General features: G+C 64.2%; 16 protein-coding genes, 1 pseudogene and 1 riboswitch. Of the genes and pseudogenes, 3 read left to right on the forward strand and 14 right to left on the reverse strand.

Annotated elements, in window-relative coordinates; all coding sequences use genetic code 11:
- Window positions 1–101: 101 nt before the first annotated feature.
- The 6 genes from V7D81_RS11745 to V7D81_RS11770 form a co-directional block, all read right to left on the reverse strand.
- Window positions 102–293 (reverse strand): hypothetical protein, encoded by a 192-nt coding sequence (locus V7D81_RS11745; RefSeq protein WP_324316710.1) that lies wholly within the window; start codon window positions 291–293, stop codon window positions 102–104.
- Window positions 290–487, reverse strand: a complete 198-nt coding sequence (locus V7D81_RS11750) for a hypothetical protein (protein WP_324316711.1) — start codon at window positions 485–487, stop codon at window positions 290–292. The genes V7D81_RS11745 and V7D81_RS11750 overlap by 4 nt, the downstream gene beginning before the upstream one ends.
- A gap of 283 nt (window positions 488–770) precedes the next feature.
- A complete protein-coding gene (locus V7D81_RS11755; protein ID WP_324316712.1) occupies window positions 771–2147 on the reverse strand; it encodes a sulfite reductase subunit alpha in 1377 nt (458 codons plus the stop codon).
- A 125-nt stretch (window positions 2148–2272) separates the two neighbouring features.
- Window positions 2273–3073 (reverse strand): DUF4198 domain-containing protein, encoded by an 801-nt coding sequence (locus V7D81_RS11760; RefSeq protein WP_324316713.1) that lies wholly within the window; start codon window positions 3071–3073, stop codon window positions 2273–2275.
- 34 nt (window positions 3074–3107) lie between these two features.
- Window positions 3108–3605 (reverse strand): DUF2271 domain-containing protein, encoded by a 498-nt coding sequence (locus V7D81_RS11765; RefSeq protein WP_324316714.1) that lies wholly within the window; start codon window positions 3603–3605, stop codon window positions 3108–3110.
- 80 nt (window positions 3606–3685) lie between these two features.
- Window positions 3686–4336, reverse strand: a complete 651-nt coding sequence (locus tag V7D81_RS11770) for a PepSY-associated TM helix domain-containing protein (RefSeq protein ID WP_349257650.1) — start codon at window positions 4334–4336, stop codon at window positions 3686–3688.
- 137 nt (window positions 4337–4473) lie between these two features.
- Between V7D81_RS11770 and V7D81_RS11775 the strand changes: the two genes are divergently transcribed.
- Window positions 4474–6027, forward strand: a complete 1554-nt coding sequence (locus V7D81_RS11775; protein WP_324316716.1) for a POT-type proton-dependent oligopeptide transporter — start codon at window positions 4474–4476, stop codon at window positions 6025–6027.
- Window positions 6028–6378: 351 nt separating this feature from the next.
- Here the strand turns inward: V7D81_RS11775 and V7D81_RS23270 are convergent.
- The 6 genes and pseudogenes from V7D81_RS23270 to V7D81_RS11795 all read right to left on the reverse strand — a co-directional run.
- Window positions 6379–6489 (reverse strand): annotated as a pseudogene (locus tag V7D81_RS23270) (type II toxin-antitoxin system Phd/YefM family antitoxin); the annotation flags it as partial.
- A 157-nt stretch (window positions 6490–6646) separates the two neighbouring features.
- Window positions 6647–7129 (reverse strand): hypothetical protein, encoded by a 483-nt coding sequence (locus V7D81_RS11780; protein WP_324316717.1) that lies wholly within the window; start codon window positions 7127–7129, stop codon window positions 6647–6649.
- A 190-nt stretch (window positions 7130–7319) separates the two neighbouring features.
- Window positions 7320–8309 (reverse strand): alpha/beta fold hydrolase, encoded by a 990-nt coding sequence (locus tag V7D81_RS11785; RefSeq protein ID WP_324316718.1) that lies wholly within the window; start codon window positions 8307–8309, stop codon window positions 7320–7322.
- A gap of 261 nt (window positions 8310–8570) precedes the next feature.
- The gene (locus tag V7D81_RS23275; protein ID WP_442958347.1) at window positions 8571–8765 is read right to left on the reverse strand and encodes a DUF4177 domain-containing protein; all 195 of its coding nucleotides are present in this window, start codon (window positions 8763–8765) and stop codon (window positions 8571–8573) included.
- A 36-nt stretch (window positions 8766–8801) separates the two neighbouring features.
- A complete protein-coding gene (locus V7D81_RS11790; protein ID WP_324316719.1) occupies window positions 8802–10265 on the reverse strand; it encodes a PepSY domain-containing protein in 1464 nt (487 codons plus the stop codon).
- 213 nt (window positions 10266–10478) lie between these two features.
- The gene (locus V7D81_RS11795) at window positions 10479–12455 is read right to left on the reverse strand and encodes a TonB-dependent receptor plug domain-containing protein (RefSeq protein WP_324316720.1); all 1977 of its coding nucleotides are present in this window, start codon (window positions 12453–12455) and stop codon (window positions 10479–10481) included.
- Window positions 12456–12643: 188 nt separating this feature from the next.
- On the opposite strand from V7D81_RS11795, the gene V7D81_RS11800 reads away from it, so the two are divergent.
- Window positions 12644–13879, forward strand: coding sequence for a hypothetical protein (locus V7D81_RS11800; protein ID WP_324316721.1), 1236 nt, complete (start codon window positions 12644–12646; stop codon window positions 13877–13879).
- 114 nt (window positions 13880–13993) lie between these two features.
- Here V7D81_RS11800 and V7D81_RS11805 read toward each other — a convergent pair whose 3' ends face one another.
- Complete coding sequence (locus V7D81_RS11805; protein ID WP_324316722.1) at window positions 13994–14953, reverse strand: ribonucleotide-diphosphate reductase subunit beta; 960 nt, start codon at window positions 14951–14953, stop codon at window positions 13994–13996.
- Between the two features lie 206 nt (window positions 14954–15159).
- Window positions 15160–17619 (reverse strand): ribonucleoside-diphosphate reductase subunit alpha, encoded by a 2460-nt coding sequence (locus V7D81_RS11810; protein ID WP_324316723.1) that lies wholly within the window; start codon window positions 17617–17619, stop codon window positions 15160–15162.
- Window positions 17620–17844: 225 nt separating this feature from the next.
- Window positions 17845–18077: riboswitch (cobalamin riboswitch) on the reverse strand.
- Between the two features lie 199 nt (window positions 18078–18276).
- Between V7D81_RS11810 and V7D81_RS11815 the strand changes: the two genes are divergently transcribed.
- Window positions 18277–18705: HupE/UreJ family protein (locus tag V7D81_RS11815; protein ID WP_324316724.1), on the forward strand; the 429-nt coding region annotated here is incomplete at its 3' end.

The raw sequence follows: 18705 nt of genomic DNA on the forward strand, positions 1-18705 counted from the left end.
TCGCGAGCAGCAGTCGAGCTGCTGCTGACGTTAGCAGATTTGCCGAAGGCGCCCGGAGGCGGGGTTTCCCTGAAAATTCCGGTGAATCAGCGTTCCGGACTTCAGCGGATCGACGGCAGGCGCCTGACGCTCGCCGACGGTTCTATCAGCCAGCCGTTCGACGGCTGCCAGTTGCCGAGTTCCTGCCGACGACGCTGCCATGCCGCTTCGAGCGCCTTGGCTGCTTCCGGCAATGCCAGGGGAATCGAGCTGGAAGGACGGAACAGTTCCGTGGTCCGGTTGATGAGATTCATGCCTGCTCTCCGCCGAGGTGAAACGGTCGCTGCAAAGACTCCGCAGACCGGGTCGCGGTTCCGCGGACACGCTGCTTCGAGCGATCCGTCGATTCGCGACTTAACAGATCGCACGCCATGCCGAAGGCAAAGGCACAGAGAAACAGCACGCCCAGCACGGTGCCTGCGATCACTCTTGCGACGATGCCCAGCATTGCGCTCTCTACGTACGGTCGGTTGCAGGTTAGCCGCGAGCACCGGTTCGATCATCGTCTGTCGCGGCATCAGTCTGATTCCGGAGCGACACGAGTCGCGGCGGATTTCAGTGGCGCGCAGTGTGCCGAGGGCGAGCCACACTGCCATCGCACTTAGGAGCCATGAGGGAGATGACGAAGGTGAGGAGGGTGTCCTCTCTCTTTCTCTTTCTGTGGGGCCGGCTTCAGCCGGCCTTTATAAAGAGTCAGGCTAAAGCCTGACCTACAAGAAGAATGAGGCTGCTCAGTAGACGTCCCGACGATACCGACCATCCAGCGTGAGCTGCTCCACGATGTCGGCACCCAGGACATGGGTGAGTGCGGCGTCGACGGCGGGCGCCATGCCCTGCAGGCTGCCGCAGACGTAGATCGCGGCACCTGCGGCCACCCATTCGCGCAGCGTTTCCGCGCGTTCGAGCAGGCGATGCTGCACGTAGAGGCGTTCGGGCTGATCGCGCGAGAACGCCAGATCCAGACGTTCGAGCGAGCCGTCGCGCGACCATTGCTCCAGATCGGCGGCGTAGAAGCGGTCGTGTGCGGTATTGCGTTCGCCGAAGATCAGCCAGTTGCGTTGCTGGCCTGCGGCAATGCGCGCCTTCAGCAGCGCGCGCAACCCGGCGATGCCGGTGCCGTTGCCGATGAGGATCATGGGGCGCGCATCGCGCGGAGCGTGGAAATTCGAGTTGGGCCGAATGCGCAGCGCGATCTCGGTGCCGACATCGGCCTGTTGCGTCAGCCAGCCGCTGCCGAGGCCGATCGTGTCGTCGGGGCGGCGCATCTGCCGGATCAGCAGGTGAATCGCGCCGTCGGCCGGTACGGAAGCAATCGAGTATTCGCGATGCGGCAGCGGGGTGTCCGCATTCCATGTCGAATTGCGCGGATCGATTTCCGCAATGTCGCCCGCCTGCCATTGCGCATTGGCGCCATCGCCCGGTTGCAGCACGACATGGAAGCATGGATCGCCGGCGCTGCCCGGATTGATCAGCGTGCGTTCGACGAGCCGCCAGCGCTCGTACCGCGGCGTTTCCCAGTCGGCGAGATCGGGGCTGCCGCTCAGCACGCCCAGCTGATGCTGCCAGTGACGCAGCGCGCCTTCGTCGCCGTTGTCGACTTCGACCACATCGAACAGCGGCGTCGCACCCTGGTGCCGCAGCCACGCATCGAGGCGATGACCGAATGCGCAGAAGTTGTCGTATTCGCGATCGCCGAGCGCGAGCACGCCGTAGCGCAGGTTGTCGAGCGGCAGCGTACGACTGAGCGAATCGCGCACGAAGCGTGCTGCAGGGTCGGGCGCATCGCCTTCGCCGGTGGTGCTGATGACGAACAGCGCCTGCGAGACCTTCGGCAGATCGTCGGCGGTGAGATCGGCGAGCGAGGCGAGTTGCACTGCGCCGGAGGCGGTGCGCAACGATGCTGCAGTTTGCGAGGCGAGCTGTTCGGCGAATCCGGTCTGGCTGGCGAAGGCGACGAGGGTGGCGTCGTCGCGCGCGCCGTCGACATTCGGATCGCGTTGCCGCGTCGGCCGGCGCAGGCAGCGGATCGTGAAGACGAGGTAGGCGACTGCGATGAACGCAGCGACGATGAGCCGCTGCGGGCCGATGGTTTCGAGGAGGGTGAGCATGGAGCTCTTCGTCTTCCTGTGGGGCCGGCTTCAGCCGGCCTCCGCCTGTAGGTCAGGCTTTAGCCTGACATCAGAGGCCGGCTGAAGCCGGCCCCACAGGCAGAGCAGGTTTTCCGATCAGCGCGTTACTGCTGCAGCACCTCGAACGTCGCCACGTAGCTCACGCGACGCTGCTTGGCCTGCTTCACGGAGGTCTTGTCGTCCTGCAGTCCGGTTTCCAGCCAGTACATGCCGGGCGCCGGCCAGGTGACGGCGAACTCGCCGTTGGCGTCGGTCTTCACTTTGATTTCTTCCTGGTGATCGCGATAGCGCGTGCCGCCGGCGACGATCTCGAGTTCGAGATTCGCAGCGGGCTTGCCGTCGAGCACGAAGCGGAACTTCGCTTCTTCCTTCGCGTACAGGTCGTTCGGATGCGTGATCGGGATCAGCTCCAGGCCGATGCCGGTTGGCTTCAGTTCGGTCGGCTTGCCGGCCGTGACGAAGGTTTCGACGCGGCCGGCGGATTCGGACACTTCCAGCTTGGCGGCGTTCGCGGGGACTTCCGTCGCGAACTTTTCCGCCGTGCCGCGCCAGCGCTTGCGCTGACCGTTTTCTTCATAGCTGGCGAACAGGCCGCGATTCACGTTCGCCAGCCGGTAGGTGCCGTTCTGGGTCAGGTGCAGATCGAAGGTCGTGCGGTACTTGCCGGTCGCGAGGTTCTCCGGTTTGACCTCCGTGCCGTCCGGCGCCGTGATGACGAGACCGTCGACGCGCAGCGGAACGTGATTGAAATAGAACAGGTCGTTGGACACGGCGGCGTCCACCGTGACCCACTGATCGACCGTCGTGACTGTGGCCGACGGCAGCAGCCAGGCCTTGTGGGCATTGGCCGCGAAGGGCAGGGCGGCGGCGAGAACCAGCGTGGCAAGGTTGATCGTGCGCTTCATGGAGGTCTCCGAGGCTTGGTGTTTTCCGAGTGAATCAGGGGGTGATGTCGAGCGTGACGGTGCCGAGTTCGGTCTTGCCCTGCGCCGTGCCGTGCTGCTGCTTGCCGGGCCATTCGAACGGCACGCGCAGCAGCTCGCGGCCGCCGACTTCGCGCGCCGCTTCGACGACGAGGTTGTACTTGCCGTCCTTCAGGCCGGTGAGCTGCTTGCCGTTGCCGGCGAACTTCAGCGTGTGTTCGCCGACCGGGCGCGTCGCGCCGGTGACGCCGTCGATGGGCATCGTTGCTTCGCGGCCGCCGCGGCGCCACCACTGGCGCAGGTCCTTGAGCCACTGCGTGCCGTCTTCCTTTTTCGGATCGGTCTGGTACCAGACGGCCAGGTGTTTCGCGATGCTCTGGTCTTCGTTCTCGATCCAGACGGCGATGTACGGGCGGTGATACTCGGCGACATTCAGCGAGGGGATCTGCACCTTGACGGTGAGATCGGCGGCGCCGACGGGCAGGGCGCAGAGGAGGGCGAGAGCGGCCCCCACCCCAACCCTCCCCCGCTTCGCGGAGGAGGGGGCAGGAATACGGAGCGAGGCGAAAGCGGAGCGCATGGACATAGACACCTTCAGTGAATGAACAGGATCGCCAGCAGCAGCGGCAACACGACACCCAGCGCCACCATCGGCCACGTGGCCGGTCGATGGTTCGAATGCATCTTCAGCAACACCAGGCCGGTCACCGCGAAGACCAGCGCTGCAAACGCGAACACGTCGATGAACAGGCTCCACGCGGCGCCCGTGTTGCGGCCCTTGTGGAGATCGTTGAAGTACGAGATCCAGCCGCGATCCGTCAGTTCGTGCGTGACCTCGCCGCTCGCCAGATCGATCGTCAGCCAGGCATCGCCGCCCGGTCGCGGCAGCGATACGTAGAGTTCGTCCTCCGACCATTCGGCTTTGCCGTGGCCGGTGCGCGCCGACAGTTCCTTGCGCAGCCAGCGGGTCACGTCATCCGGCACGGGCGTGGTCTCGGTCGCCTCCGGCGCAAGCTGCCTGAGTTGCTCGAGCAACGCAGCCGGCAGCGATTCCGTCGTCGTCGTGACCTGCGGCTTCGCAGCGATCAGCGTCGCATGGTTCAGCGTGAAGCCCGTGATGCTGAACAGGATCATTCCGATCAGGCAGCCGGCCGCGCTCACCCAGTGCCATTGATGCAGGTGCTTGAGCCAGAACGCCCTGTTCTTCTGCTCCCGTGCCGTGGTTGCGCGCGCCGCTTCGGCCATCGAATCGATTTCTTGTAGGTCCCGCAGACGAAGGGCGGCCATCATAGTGAGAATGATTCTTATTGGCAACGAATAGCTTGCAGAATCAGGATTCTGCCGTTGCTAACCTGCGTCTACCCGATGCTTCCGGAGCCGACATGAACGACACCGCCGCTGCCACGACGGGACGGATGCCGCGACAGATTCCTTACATCATCGCGAACGAGGCCTGCGAACGATTCAGCTTCTACGGGATGCGCAACATCCTGACGCCGTTCCTCGTGACGACGCTGCTGCTGTATGCACCGGAAGCCGAGCGTGCCGGCATCGCGAAGGATGTCTTCCATGCCTTCGTCATCGGCGTCTATTTCTTTCCGCTGCTCGGCGGCTGGCTCGCCGACCGCTTCTTCGGCAAGTACCCCACGGTGCTGTGGATGTCGCTCGTGTACTGCGCCGGGCATGCGTGCCTGGCGATGTTCGACGACAACCGCACGGGTTTCTACACGGGCCTGTTCCTGATCGCGCTCGGCTCCGGCGGCATCAAGCCGCTGGTGGTGTCGTTCGTCGGCGATCAGTTCGACCAGAGCAACAAGCAGCGCGCCAAGGTGGTGTTCGACGCCTTCTACTGGACCATCAACTTCGGTTCGTTCTTCGCTTCGCTCTTGATGCCGATCTTCCTGCGCGAATACGGACCGAGCGTCGCCTTCGGCATTCCCGGCATCCTCATGTTCATCGCCACGTTCGTGTTCTGGCTCGGGCGGAAGAAATACGTGCGCGTGCCGCCGGCACCGCCGAATCCGGATTCTTTCCTGAACGTGGTGCGCACGGCGCTCACCGCGGCGTCTCCGGATCGCGGCCGCGCCGGCCTTGCGGTGGCGATCGTCGGTGTGGTGCTCGCGCTCGGCGCACTCGCGCTGACCGGTTCACTCGGCTTCGTCGCTGCCGCCTGCCTCGCACTGGTGTTCCTGTTCGCCTTCGGCGGCGCCGGCGCGTGGATGCAGCTCGATCGCGCCCACGGCGTGCATCCGCCGCAAGCGGTGGAGGGCGTGCGCGCCGTGCTGCGCATCCTGATCGTGTTCGCGCTCATCACGCCGTTCTGGTCGCTGTTCGACCAGAAGGCCTCGACCTGGGTGCTGCAGGCCAACCTGATGACGCGGCCCGACTGGTTTCATCCCGCGCAGATGCAGGCGCTGAATCCCGCGCTGGTGATGCTGCTCATCCCGTTCAACAACCTGGTGCTGTACCCCGCGTTGCGCCGATTCGGATTCGACCCCACGCCGCTGCGCCGCATGGGCTTCGGCATCGCGTTCTCGGGCCTCGCCTGGATCGCCGCCGGCCTGATCCAGCTCGACATCGACGGCGGCACGCCCGTGTCCATCACCTGGCAGGTACTACCGTACGTGCTGCTGACCTTCGGCGAAGTGCTGGTGTCCGCCACCGGCCTCGAGTTCGCCTATAGCCAGGCGCCCGCCTCGATGAAGGGCGTGATCATGGCGTTCTGGTACCTGTCCGTGACGGTCGGCAATCTGTGGGTGCTGCTGGCGAATGCGAGCGTGCGCAACGAGACCATGATTGCGCACATCGCCGATACCGGCCTGAGCGAAGCCGCGTTCCTGATGTTCTTCTTTGCGGCGTTCGCGCTGATGGTGGCGGCACTCTTCGCACTGTATGCGCGCAGCTACCCCATGCAGGATCACTATCGAACGGCGTGAGCGAGCGTCCCCTCCTCCGCGCAGCGGGGGAGGGACAGGGAGGGGGCTCACCCGACCGAACGCAACTTGGTGCGAGAGCGCACCGCCTTTGCCGGCCAGCACTCGAAAGAGTTCTCCGAGGGTCTGAGCAGGCAATACGACGTTGTCTACGGGCAGCTGTGCCTTGCCTCGTCGCCGATGCCCTCCGCATACGCGAGAACATTCGTGTCCAACGCGACTTTCACTGCTCGTCGTCGTGCAGGTCTGCTCGCACCCAATGGCGCGCACCGCTGGCTTTCTGCTTGCCGAGGCGCGCAAGCAATGCGTTCCTGGCTGCCGTACGGACTGCGGCCTCCCCGAAGCGGGCCCCAGTGTCGCTACAGGTTTCCCTCGCGAGGTAATCAAAATGGTTTGCCCACGCGTCGCCTCGCGCAGCACTTCGGAAAAATGCCGATTCACCTCGGCGACCGAGATGGTTTTCATGATCCCTCCAATGAAGTGCTGAACAACTTTATCGAGTATCCGGCTGGTGCACCCGTACGCTTGCCCGGCACTGGTGACGCGAAGCCACAATCGAACGGCGTGGTGCGTGAAGAGGCGTCCCCTCCTCCGCGCAGCGGGGGAGGGACAGGGAGGGGGCTCACCCCGCTGCGCGCAACCTCTTCACCGCCGCATACCCCGCACAAACAAACAGCAACAGCACGATACCCTGCGAGATCGCAAACGGCGGCTCATTGCCATTCGGCACGAGCGCCTGCAGCGCCGGCATCTTCAGGAAGAGCTGCGCGACCAGCACGAAGCAGTTCAGATAAACGGAAATGACGGCGGTGATGACATACGTCCTGTTCCATCCGCCCGCGAGCTTTTTCACGTACAACGCCACGAGCAGCAGGATCAGCACGACCCGCGACACAACGCCAGCCCCGACCGCCGGCGTAACACCATTGAACGAACACACAAAACCGGTTGCCGTCGCAGCAACCGTTGTCCATACGAAAACCGGCGTCCACCCCGACAGCCGCTGCGCCGTCAGCAGACCGCCGATGACCACCAGGCCGGAAATGATTCCGACCACACTCAACATCACGTGAAACAGCGTGAAAGCATTGATTCCGGAGAACATGGGCACTCCCGTTGTGATTCTGCTTTTTGATCCGCGACGGGAGAGTAACCGGGGGAGATTGCGAAGGGGGATGTTTCCGTGCCTGTTTCCTGTCGCGGTGTCGTGATACATGCGAAGCGGCCCGGTCGGACCTGTGCCCCGAACTGGATGCGGACACGCATGCGATGTTGGAGAAAGGCAATTGAGCCCATCATTCACCGAGCAGCTTCAGCAGTCGCTCCGTGGCATCCCTCAGCAGGTCGGGGCGATCGAAATTGACCATGTGACCGCTGTTCTCGGCGACGACAAGAGTCGATCGCGATGACAGCGTCGCAAGCCAGCGATGCGATTCAGCCCATTCCTTCTCCATGCTCTCGGACATCCCGGGATCGCGCTTCCCACGCGTGATGACAATGAGAGGTTTGTCTCCGAGCGTTCCCAGATCACCGAACTTGCGCAGCTCTTCGTCTATTCCGGACATGGCGAGCAGATCATCTTGTCCGGCGCGAAACACGCTCTCGCGCTGAATGATCTCCTGTTCTGGCGGCCCGTTTGGAATTCGAACTTGCGGAATCTCGCCGCCAGCGGCGAGAACGGGAAACGCCATTCCGATCTGAGCAGCCGTTCGTGTGACCTGCTTGCGCGCCTCCTCAGTAGCATTCGCTCGTTCGTTGCTTGACTCGATCAGAATCAGGCCCGCAACCTCGGACGGATACTTCTTTTCGTACATGCGCACGAGCAGGCCGCCCATCGAATGTCCTGCGAGGATCACTGGCAGTCGAACGGGGCCGCTGTTCAACAGCCGATGCAAGTCGTCGACGCGATCTTCAAGTGGCCGAGGCAGCGGCGCCTGATCGCTCCATCCGAGTCCGGCCCGATCGTAAACGCAGACCTGTGCCACCTTCGCCATTTCGTCCTGCGCTTTGAAGTAGCTGTAGCTCGACGCGAAGGCTGCTCCTTCGATGACAAGCGAGGGGCGCTGCGGATCACCCTTGCAGAAAAGATGAAGACGCCGACCGCCGATATCGATCATCTGTCCGGGGGCCGGGAAGCGCTTCATGATTTCCGCTGCGTGCGACTCGCCTTTCGAAGCGATCCCTGAGGCTGATGGGCTTGGCTGCGTCGGCGCATCGTTCTGAGCCATTGCAGAGCCCAGAAACACGGATAGCAACAAACCTGCCCTGCAGCAACGATAAGACATCGATCTCTCCCTGCTTGATGTTGAGACATCGAGATCAGGCCTTAGTCGGCGAACAAAAGCTAGCGCGGGTGAATGGCGGCGGCGGAAGGGATCTGCAGAGGTTCGCATCCGGAGGCCGCTCGATACCGTGATCCGTGGTGCCCCGTATCGAATGCACGCACTTTCCGGACGCGCTCGTCCAGTCAGCGCACTTCGACTATTGCTGGCGGTTGCGGAACAGCTGAGGCTGGCGGTGCGGGCGGCAGTTGCGGCAGCTCGCTTTCAGCTCACTGGACGCTTGAAAATGTAGTGCAGTGCATTGGTCAGTCCAGCCCAGGCAGAGGAGTCGGGGTGGGATGCCGTTACCGCCTGCACGAGTTCCCATCCTTCCTGGCCCATCGCGTTCAGTCGTTCCTCGCTGCTGCGCTTGCCAAAGCGTGGGTTCGAGCCACAACGCCGCCGAATCGCATGCGCCAGGAAATGCCAAGAACACCAGGCGAGTCCCGATGAGCGTCAGCGCCGCGTCAGATGTCGCCAGCCGAGGGTCACGCCGCTCACCGAAATGACCACTCCTGCGATCGACAGCATCCACAGCAGCGCGTCCCAGCTGGGGCGCGAGGCCAGCAGCCAGCGGAAATCGAAGCTGTGCAGGGCGTTGAACAGCCAGCGATGGATGCGGTCGCTGCGGCGCATCCAGCCGATCACCTTGCCGCTGCGCGGATCGACATGGACCCAGGTCTGGTCGGGATCGTCGAACACGAAGCGCAGCACCGGCAGGGTGCGCTTGCTGCGGCGTGAGTACCAGTAAGCGTCTTCTCGCTCCAGCCGCAGCGAGGCGACGAGCTTCGCGTCGGCGATGAGTGTCGGGGCCGCGGCCACCAGCGCAGATTCGTCGAGCGGCGTTTCGCTGCCGCTGGATGCGTCGATGAACGCCGCACGTGCCGCGGCATCCTTCAGTTCGATGCGCGGCTGGCCGAGTGCCCAGTCGAAGGTCGCTTCGACGCCGCGATGCCGTCCCAGCGACTGCAGTACGTTCGGCGCGACCGGAAACCGCGCCTCGGTGTTGCCGCTGTAGGCGCTCACGCCGGCCTGCATCCGCAGCGGATCGAAAGGCCGTTCCCACGGCACGGGCGGTCCCATCGACAGCCAGCCGCTGAAGATCCATGTGAGCAGGAACACGCCGCCGACGATGCCGGCCACGTGATGCCACGCCATCCAGCCGCGAAACGGCGTGATCGATACGGCGCGGTTGCGACGGCGCAGGCGCAGACGATCGATGCCGAGCCACAGTCCGGTGATGGCGACGACGATACCGACGCCCGAGGTCCACATCACGACCTGGCTCCACAGCGGTCCGTTGGCGCGCAGGTCGCGGAAGTACAGCCAGTGCAGCACGGCGCCGACCCAGTTCCAGCCGCGCTCGCCTCGCGTCGAATCCAGCACGATCTCTCCGGTGCGCGACGAGACATACCACTCGGTGCCGTCCGCATCGTTCAGCGCGACGAGATGCAGGGGACGATGCGGATCGAACGTGCCGGCGACTGACCACTGGTCGCGCTCGATCGTCAGTGCCTTCGTCGGGGCAGCGTCCGGTGCCGAACGTCGCGCGATCGACAATGCATCCGATGGTTCGATGTTCTCGATCGCACGTCCATCCGCGGCGGAGACCGCCTGCACCGGCCAGCCGATCCCCGCGATCTGGTACACCGGCTCGCCATTCACCATCACCAGGCGAAAGCTGCGCGGGTACTGCGGCAGCGACAGTCCGTCGAGCACCGCCTGCGGTTCGACCTTCACGCGCGACCAGTCGATCGGTTCGAGCCGCGCCAGCCGTTCCTGCGACGTCAGCTGCGGATAGCCGACGTACATCATCACGAGGCCGGAAGCGAACCACAGCGCGAACAGCACGCATGTGACGATGCCGAGCCATCGGTGTCCGACGACCAGCCAGCGCCACAGCGTGTGCTTGATGTTCATCTGATGATGAGACGAGGAGTAATGGCCGCAAAAAGGCGCAAAGGACACAAGGTCAGAACAGGTTCAGTGATCTCTTTTCAACTTTGCGTCTTTTTGTGCCTTCTTGCGGCCATTCTTCCTTCCGATTTCCCGAAGGTCGCCGGTCCCGACCTCCCTGCGCCGCTACGGGGGTAACTGAGTGCGCAGGAACAGTCGGAACCGGCAAGGCGGGCGTCAGAAGCTGTAGGTGTAGTTGAGGTTGAAGGTCTGCGGTACGCCGAGACGCTGGACTTTCACCGGGCCGCTGCCGTCGTCGGCCTGGACCTGCTGGAGGCGGGTGGCGTATTCCTCGTCGAACACGTTCTCGATGCTTGCGCCTATGCGGTGATGACGGGCCTCATCGACGTAGAAGCGGGTCGAGAGATTCAGCGTCGTGTAGTTGCCGAAGTTCTGGCGGCCGAAGGCGGGGAGTACCCAGTACACATCGCCCACCCAGTACAGCGACGCGCCGGCTTCGAGGCGACCGCCGACGGGCGTGTACGTCAGACCGGCCTTGGCGAAGCGCTGCGGCGTGCGCGGGCGCTGCTCGTCCGAGCCTTCATCGCGCGAGCGCGTCCAGGTGTAGCTGGCATCGAGTCGGAACGCATCGCCGAGCGGCGCGGTGATCGCAGCTTCCGCGCCCCGCACTTCGACCGTACCCGCGACGTTCTCGTAGCGACCGTTGGGGTAGGCGGGATCGTCGGTGCCGATGTCGATGAGATTGTCGACGTCGCGTGCGAAGCCGGTCAGCCGCCAGCCAAGTGTGCTGGACGCCAGCGCGATCTCGCCGCCGATGGACAGGTTGAGATTGCGGCTCTCCTCCGGCTTCAGGTCGGGGTTGCCGGCGTATTCGTCGTCGCCCGGAACGCCGACGTAGTAGAGCTGCTCTGCGCTCGGCAGCAGGAAGGCCGTGCCGACGACGCCCTGCGCGTACAACGCATCCGAGATTTCATAGCGGCTGCTGACGTTCCACACCGTCGCATCCTTGCCGCCGCTGCCGCGGTTGTAGCGCACGCCGGCGGCGACGTTGAGCCGGTCGAAAGCATTCTCAGCAGTGCGGATGTCGCCGAAGAATGCGTTCACCGTCTCCGTCTCGCCGGCGATCGGATAGACCTCGTCGCGTGCCGTGTAGTTCTGGTAGTCGTAGCCGAGGTGGTATTCGAGCTTGCCGCCGGGTGTGAGCTTGGCCAGCGCAGTGCCGCCGTAGTCCTTGAAGCCCCAGTAGGTGCCTGCCGGAAAGATCACGACTTCCTCGAATGTGCCGGGACGGTTCTGGATGTTCGCGTAGCTCGTGTCCCAGTCGTGCAGGTACGCCTTCACCAGCAGTTCGACGGCGTCGTTCGCCTTGAAGGCGAACTTCGCGGAGGCGATGTCCTCGTTGCGATGGTTGTAGCTGCGTTTGGTGCGCGCGGCGGAGTTGTTGTCCAGCATCGCGTCGGTGTGATGCCACAGCAGGTCGAAGTGCGCGCGGTCACCGAAGTCGTAGCCGTATTTCAGGCCCACGTTCTTCACGTCGTAACTGCGATCACGGTCGGTCGCGCTCGGCTGGTAGATATCGAACTGGCGATAGCCGTCGCCTTCGTCCTTCGAGGCATAGGCCACGAACTTGTGATTGCCGAGCGCGCCGCGGCCGAAGCCGCTCAGGTGATAGCCGTCGTTGCTGTCGAGGCCGGCTCTGAGGTTGCCGCCGGGCTCGTCGCTGAAGGCGCGCGTCACGATGTTGATGGCGCCGGCCACGCCCTGGGTGCCGTAGAACAGGCTCTCGGCGCCCTTCAGCACCTCGATGCGCTCGACCATGTTGGCGGGCAGGGCATCCGGGCTCGTGTCATTGAAGATGCGGTTGTTGATGCGCACGCCGTCGACCAGCCACAGCACATCGCCGGGGCGCGAGCCCTGCAGCGACACGTCCACGTAGTCGAAGGGACCGCTTCCCGGCGAGACGAACAACCCCGGCACCTGGTATTGCAGGGCTGCGCTCACGTCTACATAGCCGGCGGCGGCGATCTGGTCGGCGCTCACCGTTTCGACGTCGTGGCCGTAGCGGGTCAATTCCAGCGGCAGCGTGTCCTCGATGCTGCGGGCAGTGACCAGCACCTCTTCGAGCGTATCGGCGACGGCAGAGGGAGAAACGACGGACAGCACCAGGGCGGTGGCGACGAGCGGGCGTGACAAGGCGGTAACTCCAGTGCGCGTAATAGTTGTTAGGTCTGCACCGGCGATGGATCGCCGGTGGCGCAGGAGAGTTGTTTTCGCGAGTTCGCGGCGCCAGTAATTTACTGTTTGCTCTGACGTTATTTAACGTTAACCCGGGACCGGCCTGTTACGATTCAAGCCCCTTCAGATTTCTCGACACGATCTCCATGGCCGATCTTTCGCCGCTGCAGCAACAGGCCGAGCTGATCCGCGCCAGTGGCGCGCTCGGCAAGCCCGGTGCGCTGTCACGGCTGTTCGACTTTCTGCTCGAACGATCGCTGGCCGGCGAAGCGCCCAAGGAACTCGAGATCGCGTTCAAGGTGTTCGGCAAGGACAGCCGCTTCGACGTGTCGCAGGACTCGGTGGTGCGCGTCTACGTTCACAAACTGAGGCGGCGTCTGGATGAGTACTACACCGGCGTCGGTGGTACGCCGGCGCGGATCTCGATCCCGAAGGGCGAATACCGGCTGACGGTCGAAGAGCAGCCGGGGGTCGCGACGGAATCGGACCTGCCGGCAACGGTGACGGTTCGCCCCGGACGACGCTGGCTGATTGCCGCGGCGCTGGTGGCAGCGGCGGCGCTGGGATCGTTGACGACCTATCTGCTGACGAAGCCGGCACCCGTCGACACGCAATTGCAGCAGGCCCGCACCAGTCCGATCTGGGCGCCGCTGCTGAACGACGATCTGCCCATCACCATCGTCGTCGGCGACTACTACATGATGGGCGAGACGGACGAGTCCGGTCACATCCGTCGCCTGGTCCGCGAGTTCTTCATCAATTCGACCGACGACTTCGTGCACCAGGTCGAAGTCAGTCCGAAGGTGATGGAGCGTTATCGCAACCTGAATCTCACCTACCTGCCGACCTCCGCCGCCTTCGCGCTGCAGGACATCGTGCCGGTGCTGGGTACGAAGAAGCGCGTGCGGGTCATGCTCATGTCCGATCTCAACGGCAGCATGCTGACGAACAGTCACATCGTCTACATCGGTTTCCTGAGCGGCCTCGGCATTCTCGGCGATCCGACGTTCTCCGCCTCGCGCATCGCGCTCGGCGGCACGTACGACGAACTCATCGATCTCAAGACGGACGCGAGATATCGAAGCACCGGCGGCGACACGACCGAAACGCGCTACCTCGACTACGGCTTCGTGTCCGCGTTCCCCGGCCCCGGCGCGAACCGCGTCGTGATCATTGCCGGCGCGCGCGATACAGGTGTTACCCACGCCGCCGCGGCTGCTTCATCGGTTGCCGGACTCCAGGAAATCGCACGCGGCGCCGGCACCGCGAACTCCTTCGAGATGCTCTACGAAGTGCAGGGCGTCGCCCGCACCGGCATGGCCGGCAAACTCCTGTTCGTCTCGCCGCTCGATGCGAAGCGCATCTGGGAGATGGAGCGGTGAAGAGCAGAGGAATGGCCGCAAAAAGGCGCAAAAGCTGCAAGGCGGGAAAGAACTTCTTTTCTCTTTCTGACCTTGTGAGCTTTGCGCCTTTTTGCGGCCATTTTCCTCTCCGATTCAGAAAGCCTGATCGAACGCCACCTCGCCCTGCACCGCGACCTGGTACGCCGACACGCGGCGTTCGAAGAAGTTGGTGAGTTCCTGCACGTCCTGCAGTTCCATGAACGGGAACGGGTTGCGCGAGCCGTAGCGCGGCGCCAGGCCGAGCATCACCAGGCGCTGGTCGGCGACGTACTCCAGGTACTGGCGCATTTCGCGCTTGGTCAGGCCGACCACGCCGCCTGACAGCACGTCGTCGGCGAAGGCAGCTTCGCATTCGACGGCTTCCTCGATCATCGACTGCACCTGTGCGGCCCACTGCGCATCGAACAGGTGCGGGCTTTCGCGGCGCACGGTGTTGATGACTTCGAACGCGAACGCCATGTGCGCACTCTCGTCGCGGAACACCCAGTTCGTGCCGGCGGCGAGACCCGGCAGCAGGCCGCGCGAGCGCAGGAAGTAGACGTAGGCGAAGGCGCCGAAAAAGAACAGGCCTTCGATGCAGCTCGCGAAGCAGGTGAGATTGAGCAGGAAGCGGCGTCTGTCGTCATCGCTCGCCGTGCTTTCCAGCGCGAACACTTCATCCGTCCAGCGTTGACAGAACTCCGCCTTGCGGCGGATCGAGGGAATGTTCTCGATGGCCGCGAACGCCTGCGCGCGACGATCCGGATCGGGCACGTAGTTGTCGAGCAGCGTGAGGTAGAACTGGATGTGCAGCGCTTCCTCGAACAGTTGCCGCGACAGGTACATGCGTGCCTCGGGCGCATTGATGTGCCGGTACAGGCTGATGACGAGGTTGTTCGACACGATCGAATCGCCGGTGGCGAAAAACGCCACCAGCCGTTCGATCAGGTGTCGGTCGGCTGGCGTCATGCGCTGGCGCAGGTGGCCGAGATCGATCTGGAAATCGATCTCCTCCACCGTCCAGGTGTTCTTGATCGCCGCGCGATACATCTCGTAGAAGCGCGGGTAGCGCATGGGGCGCAGCGTGAGGTCGAAGCCGGGGTTCAGGAGTGATACGGGCGCGTCGGCGGCCCCCACCCCGACCCTCTCCCCTCTCCGGGGGATCTCCGTCGCGCTTCGCGCTCCTCCTCCCCGCTGCGCGGAGGAGGGGGCTGAAGAAGGCAGCGTCGTTCCGGCTCCCTCCTCCGCGAAGCGGGGGAGGGTTGGGGTGGGGGCGTTCATTACTGGCAGGCCTCGCAAAGTTCAGGATTTTCGAGCGAGCACACGACCGCATCCGTATCGCTGACCTTCGCCGCTTCCGCGCGCACCGTGGTCTTCGCGATATGCGTCGCCGGTCGCGAGCGCAGGTAGTAGGTCGTCTTCAGTCCGCGCTTCCACGCATACATGTACATGCTGGAAAGCTGGCCGATGTTCGGGTTCGCCATGAACAGGTTCAGCGACTGGCTCTGGTCGATGTACGCGCCGCGCTCCGCGGCGAGATCGATCAGCGCGCGCATCGGCAGTTCCCACGCGGTGCGATAGATCGAACGCAGTTCTTCCGGCAGTTCGGTCAGGTTCTGGATCGAGCCGTCGGCGAGCTTGATGGCATTGCGCATCTCGTCGGTCCACAGGCCGAGTTGCTTCAGTTCCTCCACCAGGTAGCGGTTGATCTGCAGGAAGTCGCCGGACAGCGTTTCGCGCTTGAACAGGTTGGACACCTGCGGCTCGATGCATTCGTAGCAGCCGGCGATCGATGCGATGGTCGCCGTGGGCGCGATCGCGATCAGCAGGCTGTTGCGCAGGCCGTGCGTGCGGATCTCGGTGCGCAGTTCGTCCCAGCGCGCAGGTTCCGACGGCGTGACGCCCCAGGCATCGAACTGCAGCTCACCCTGCGCGGCGCGCGTGTCGGCGAAGGCAGCGTGTGCGCCGTGTTCGCGGGCGAGTTCCATCGACGTGCGCAGCGCGTGGAAGTAGATCGTCTCGGCGATGCGGGTCGAAAGCTGGCGTGCGGCTTCGCTGTCGAAGGGCAGGCGCAGCTGGAAGAACACGTCCTGCAGACCCATGACGCCGAGGCCGACCGGACGCCAGCGCATGTTGGAGGCGCGTGCGGTGGCGATGGGATAGAAGTTCAGGTCGATGACGCGGTCGAGTTGGCGCACGGCGATCTGGACGGTGTGGGCGAGTTTGTCGAAGTCGAAGGCCGGAAAACCCCCACCCTGGCCCTCCCCCGCGGAGCGGGGGAGGGGATCGGAGGAGAGGGGGTCGGAGGAGAGGTGGCGGGCGAGATTGATCGAGCCGAGATTGCATACGGCCGTTTCGCCGTTGCTCGTGATCTCGAGAATCTCAGTGCAGAGATTCGACAGATGCACCGTGTTGCCCGGTTTCGCCGTCTGGTTGCAGGCGAGGTTGGACTTGTCCTTGAAGGTCATCCAGCCGTTACCGGTCTGCGCGAGCACACGCATCATGCGGGCGTACAGATCGCGGGCGCGCAGCGTCTTGCGCGCAATGCCGCGCGCTTCGGCCTGGACGTAGGCGTCCTCGAACGCGGGGCCGAACAGGTCGGGCAGTTCCGGCACGTCGGCAGGATCGAACAGCGACCATTGCTCGTCCGCTTCGACGCGGCGCATGAACAGATCGGGAATCCAGTTGGCGAGATTGATGTGATGCGTGCGCCGGCCTTCGTCGCCGGTGTTGTCGCGCAGTTCCAGAAACGATTCGACGTCGGCGTGCCAGGGTTCCAGATACACACAGGCCGCACCCTTGCGTTTGCCACCCTGGTTCACGGCGGCGACCGACGAATCCAGCGTCTTCAGCCACGGCACGACGCCGTTCGACAGGCCATTGGTCGCGCGGATCAGCGAGCCTTCCGAACGCACGCGATGCCAGGCGACGCCGATGCCGCCGGAGAATTTCGACAGCAGCGCGATGTCCTTGTATTTGTCGTAGATTGATTCGAGCGAGTCCTGCGGCGAATCGAGCAGGAAGCAGCTCGACAGCTGTTCGTGACGCGTGCCGGCGTTGAACAGCGTCGGCGAGCTGGCGATGTAGTCGAGGTTCGAGAACAGCTGGTACAGATCGATCGTCTCCTGCACCGTCGCGCTCAGCGCCACCGCGATGCGCATCCAGAACTGCTGCGGCGTTTCGATGACGAGCCGGCGGGTCGGATGCTTGAGCAGGTAGCGGTCGTACAGCGTGCGCAGGCCGAAGTATTCGAGCCCGTTCGTGCGCGAGGCATCGATCGCATCGTTGAGCTTGCGCGCATTGGCTTCGACGAAGCCCAGCACGCGCTCGTTGATCAGGCCGGTGTCGAAGCCGAGGCGGATCGACTGCGAGAACGAATACACGCCGAGACCCTGCACTTCCTTGTCGATGAACCCGGCGAGCAGGCGCGCGGCGAGCCGCGAGTACTCGGGCTCTTCCGCCATGAACGAGGCGGCCGTGCGGATCGACAGCTCATCGAGTTCGCGCGTCGTGGCGCCGTCGTACAGCCCGGCGATGGTCTTGAGCGCGACGCGCATCGGATCGACGGTGACGAGTCCCTCGCAGCAGCGCATCACCGCGCGCACGATCTTGTTGACGTCGACGGGTTCGTGGTCGCCGCTGCGCTTGGTGACACGCATCTGGGTGCGCGCGGCGGGCGGGGACGTGAGTCTGAAATTGCTTTGGGCGCTCGCGGCGCCGATCGAAGTGGCCTGCTGCATGTCTGTCTCCCCTCAAGCGGTTGCCCGGGAAGACAGCAGGCCCGACGTCGCATGCATTGACTGATGCCGAACGCAACGGCGGCAGGCAATGCACCCGAATCGTGGCCTGCCGCTCCCGCGAGCGGAAACGGGCCACGATGGAAGGAATGAGGAGGAGAGCGACCGCGACGGCAGTCACTTCCGCCAGCTCCGCCCACGAGAGCCCGACAGCCTGTCATCGCCACCGAAGTGGCGAAGTCCGCGGCAGGTCTTCGGGCTGTCGGGCGGGCCTCTGGCGAGGCTGATCTACCGGACGTCACTTCCCCCGGTTCGCACCGGAGTGTCTCGACGCCTTTCGTTCCCGATTACCGCTGCGGGGCAGCTCCGGACTTCCAGATTCACCTTTCAGGTTTACTGGGCACCGGATTCCCTCTTAGGCCCATCCCGTTGGGGCGGGCACCGCTGGCGGACACAAGATATTGGGGTTGGTGGTCGGGCGTCAACCGGAGATTCACTCTCCGCTGTGGAGCCGGCTTTAGCCGGCCTCTGGGGAGTCAGGCTAAAGCCTGACCTACAGACAGGTACCGCGTCGTCTACGTCGAATGACGTTTGTCACCGTCGCGACGCGTCGGCTATCGTCGATTCGACTCTCGCGTTGGGGACCCACAAGGAAAACTCATGACTGCATCGTTCGTGCGTCGGCTGTCGGCCGCTCTCGTCGCTTTCGCCTTTGCGCCGCTGGCGCTGGCTCACCCCGAAGGTCATGGCGCGCACGATTTCGTCGCGGGCTTCGCGCATCCGTTCACGGGCATCGATCATCTGCTGGCGATGATCGCCGTCGGCCTGTGGGCCGTGCGTCTCGGACGGCGCGCGGTGTGGACGCTGCCGATCGTGTTTCCGCTCGCGATGCTGATCGGTGCTGCAGCGGGTGCGAACGGCATTGGCCTGCCGGCGATCGAACCGATGATCGCGATCTCCGTCATCGTGCTCGGTGCGCTGGTCGCGGCGGGGCTCATCGGCGCAACCACCGCGAGGGCCGTGCTGGTTGGCGGGTTCGGCGTCTTTCTTTGCCATGGCGCTGCCGTCGCAGCGCCCGCGGCGGCGCCC

Source organism: Povalibacter sp. (assembly GCF_036735925.1).
GTDB lineage: Bacteria > Pseudomonadota > Gammaproteobacteria > Steroidobacterales > Steroidobacteraceae > Steroidobacter.

Coding starts and splice junctions, on each gene's coding strand:
- V7D81_RS11745 (WP_324316710.1), bottom strand. CDS start 293: ATGAATCTCATCAACCGGACCACGGAACTGTTCCGTCCTTCCAGCTCG.
- V7D81_RS11750 (WP_324316711.1), bottom strand. CDS start 487: ATGCTGGGCATCGTCGCAAGAGTGATCGCAGGCACCGTGCTGGGCGTG.
- V7D81_RS11755 (WP_324316712.1), bottom strand. CDS start 2,147: ATGCTCACCCTCCTCGAAACCATCGGCCCGCAGCGGCTCATCGTCGCT.
- V7D81_RS11760 (WP_324316713.1), bottom strand. CDS start 3,073: ATGAAGCGCACGATCAACCTTGCCACGCTGGTTCTCGCCGCCGCCCTG.
- V7D81_RS11770 (WP_349257650.1), bottom strand. CDS start 4,336: ATGGCCGAAGCGGCGCGCGCAACCACGGCACGGGAGCAGAAGAACAGG.
- V7D81_RS11775 (WP_324316716.1), top strand. CDS start 4,474: ATGAACGACACCGCCGCTGCCACGACGGGACGGATGCCGCGACAGATT.
- V7D81_RS11780 (WP_324316717.1), bottom strand. CDS start 7,129: ATGTTCTCCGGAATCAATGCTTTCACGCTGTTTCACGTGATGTTGAGT.
- V7D81_RS11785 (WP_324316718.1), bottom strand. CDS start 8,309: ATGTCTTATCGTTGCTGCAGGGCAGGTTTGTTGCTATCCGTGTTTCTG.
- V7D81_RS11790 (WP_324316719.1), bottom strand. CDS start 10,265: ATGAACATCAAGCACACGCTGTGGCGCTGGCTGGTCGTCGGACACCGA.
- V7D81_RS11800 (WP_324316721.1), top strand. CDS start 12,644: ATGGCCGATCTTTCGCCGCTGCAGCAACAGGCCGAGCTGATCCGCGCC.
- V7D81_RS11805 (WP_324316722.1), bottom strand. CDS start 14,953: ATGCGCTACCCGCGCTTCTACGAGATGTATCGCGCGGCGATCAAGAAC.
- V7D81_RS11810 (WP_324316723.1), bottom strand. CDS start 17,619: ATGCAGCAGGCCACTTCGATCGGCGCCGCGAGCGCCCAAAGCAATTTC.